Below are 2,873 nucleotides of genomic sequence, written 5' to 3'. Positions count from 1 at the left end.
GGCCTCGGGCTCGCCATCGTGCGGCACGTGGCGGTCCTGCACGGGGGACGGCTCGACCTGAGCGGCGCGCCCGGCGAGGGGTTCACGGCGACGTTGCGCCTGCCCGCGCCCACGTGACGCGAAGACCACCCCGCTCGGGGGTGGTCTTCGCGCATCGGGAGGACGTGGGGAGGGTGAGGTTCAGCGGCGGACGAGCCTGTCCACCTCGGCGGTGCCGGTGTAGGACGTGGGGGTGTTGAGGTAGCCCTTGAGGACGACCTTCCAGGTGCCCGCCACGGGGTTGGGGATGCTGACGCTCTCGGCGGCGCTGGTGCCGGTCGCGCTGGAGCCGACGAGGCGTCCGGCGGGGTCGTACACGTCGAGGTCGAGGTCGAGGGCGGGGTTGCCCCAGTCGGTCTTGACCCGCAGGGCGGAGGCGCCGCTGGGCACGCTGATGTTGTGGGTGTCCTGCGCGTTCTGCACGCATCCGGCGGTGGGGGCGCACAGCGCGAGGGCGACGTTGCCGGTCCAGGAGGGCAGCGCGGTCGTGCTGAGGGTGTAGCGGCTGGTGTTGAGCTTCACGGCCTCGCGGACGGCGGCGTTCGCGTCGACGTAGCCGTAGCCGACCTCCCAGAGTTCACGCTTCTTCGTGACGACCTGGTTGGGGTCGAGGCCGTTCGTGGAGGTCTGGGTGTAGTACATGGGCCGCGAGGTGGTCTTGAAGATCGCGAGGATGTCGTCGAGCTTGAGGTTCGGGGCGGCCTGCAGCATCAGCGCGACGACGCCGGAGATGTGCGGGGTGGCCATGCTGGTGCCGCTGATGGTGGAGTACAGCGGGTTGTCGGTGTTCGGGACGGTGGTCGCGGCGAGGCCCAGGGTGGCGCGGGCGGCGCTGATGTCCACGCCGGGCGCGGTCACGTCGGGATGCACGAGCGTGTCGCCGGAGCGGCCGCGGCTGCTGAAGTCCGCGAGGTAGCCCTTCTTGTCGCCCGCGGCGACGCTGATGACGCAGGGGCTGGCGCTGTAGGGGTTGAGGGTGTCCGCGCCGGGGCCCTCGTTGCCTGCCGCGAAGGTCACGACGATGCCCTGATCGTAGGCGCGCTTGGCAGCGAGGCTGATGGGGTTGTAGGGCGCGAACTCGCCGCTGGAGCCCCAGGAGTTGCTGATGACGCGGACGTTGTACGTCTCCTTGATCTCGGGCTTGAGCACGAAGTCGAAGGCCTGCAGGGCGTAGAGGATGCTGAGCGCCTCGCCCGAGCCGACGCCGACGAGGGTGGTGCCGGGGGCGACGCCGGTGTACTTGCCGCCGGAGGCCTCGCCGAGCCCGGCGATGGTGCTCGCGACGTGCGTGCCGTGACCGCTGCTGGTGTCGCCGTTGGGGACGTCCACGTAGAGGTAGCCGCCGACGTTGTCGACGAGGCTGCCGACGAGCTTGACGTTCTTGCCGACGTTGCGGCCGAGCTGCAGGTCGGGGTGGGTCGCGTCGATGCCGGAGTCGATGACGGCCACGCCGACGCCCTTGCCGTCCACGCCGTAGGTGTTGCGGGCGACGTCCGCGCCGATGAACTTGACGCTCTCGTTGAGGAGGTACTTGAGGGGCGCGTCCTGGTAGACGGAGACGAGGCCCGGCAGGTTCGAGGTGAGCTTCGCGACGAGTTCGGGCGTCACGAGGGTGCGCAGCGCGACCATCGGGAGGGTCTGGAAGGCGCCGAGGCCCTTGCCGAGGTCCACGGGGAGGTTGGAGTCCATCCAGTCGATCGCCTGGCCCTTGGTGGCGTCGCTCGCGAAGGACAGGATCAGGGTGCCCACCTCGCCGTAGCGCATGCTGGAGTCCGTCTGGACCGTGGTGGGCGCCGTCTGGTAGAGCGCCTGGCACTCGGTGGGGGTGGCGCTGGTGGTCGCGAGGGTGCTCACGCGAGCGCCGGAGGCGGCGGGCGCGGCGCCCTGGGTGGTGCCGGTGGTCTGCTGTCCGCAGGCGGCGAGGAGGAGGGAGAGGCTCATGGCGATCGAGACGCGCTTGTTCATCAAATGTCCCCCGAGTTGGATATGCACCGTGGTTGGTTGGAGTCATTCGATCAAAGAGCCCTCAAAAAAAACACAAATGGGCTCGCGTCCGGGCTCACGTGGGCTTGAGCGACGACTCATGTGTGAAAAAGTCGTTGGTGACGACGTCCGGGGTGGGGAACGAACCGGGATCGACGTGGAGCCTTTCGCTCCGGTGGAGTGCGCTCTAGGATGGAGGGGATGCTTCCGAACCGTCTCCGGGCGCGCCTCGTCGCGGCTCCACGCTGGGTCGTCGCGCCCGTCGGCGTGGGCTTCGGGCAGGCCGAGCTGGAGGTCTGGGCGCGCGGCGAGGGCCGCGAGATCGTCACGGACCCCACCGCGCTCGGCGCGGGCGCGGCGCTGCTGCTGCCCGCGCGCCGCTCGGACCTGCTGCGCCTCCCCCCGGACTGGCGTCCGGAGGACGTGCTGTTCCTCGACGAGCGCGACCTCACGCTGGAACGCGCCGACTGGGACGAGGCGCTCGCGGACGTGGACGCGGAGTTCCGCGCGGCGGCGTGGGACGCCGCGCGCGGCTGGCCGGAGGGCCTGAGGCTCGCGCGGCTCGTCTCGCCCGCCGCGCGGCCCGGGGAGCGCGTGGACCTCGCGGCGCACCCGCTCGTGCGGGCGCACCTCGCGCGGCTCGTGCCCCCCGGGCTGGACGCGGACGTCTTGGCGCGCGCGGCGGGCGCTCCCCTGCTCGTGGAGGGCCTGCTGGACGTGCTGGGCCTCACGCGGGACGCGCTGAGCGCGCTGCGCGAGCACGGCGTGCTGTACCCCGACGCGGGCGGCGACCGCATGCCCGCGCTGCTGCGCGCCGTGCTCTTCGACGGGCGGGGCGCGCCGCCACAGGA

The 2,873-nt window shown here is 71.5% G+C and carries 1 protein-coding gene and 1 pseudogene; one reads left to right on the top strand and one right to left on the bottom strand.

Going from position 1 to position 2,873, the window contains the following annotated elements:
* Positions 1–180 precede the first annotated feature (180 nt).
* The gene (locus DEIPI_RS0116900; protein ID WP_027482539.1) at positions 181–2,004 is read right to left on the bottom strand and encodes a S8 family serine peptidase; all 1,824 of its coding nucleotides are present in this window, start codon (positions 2,002–2,004) and stop codon (positions 181–183) included.
* A 219-nt stretch (positions 2,005–2,223) separates the two neighbouring features.
* Between DEIPI_RS0116900 and DEIPI_RS40155 the strand changes: the two are divergent.
* Positions 2,224–2,873 (top strand): annotated as a pseudogene (locus DEIPI_RS40155) (hypothetical protein); the annotation flags it as partial.

The sequence above is a fragment of the Deinococcus pimensis DSM 21231 genome (assembly GCF_000519345.1).
Lineage (GTDB): Bacteria > Deinococcota > Deinococci > Deinococcales > Deinococcaceae > Deinococcus_A > Deinococcus_A pimensis.
The sequence above is the reverse complement of the archived record's forward strand: the minus strand, read 5'-3'. Positions and strand labels throughout refer to the sequence as shown.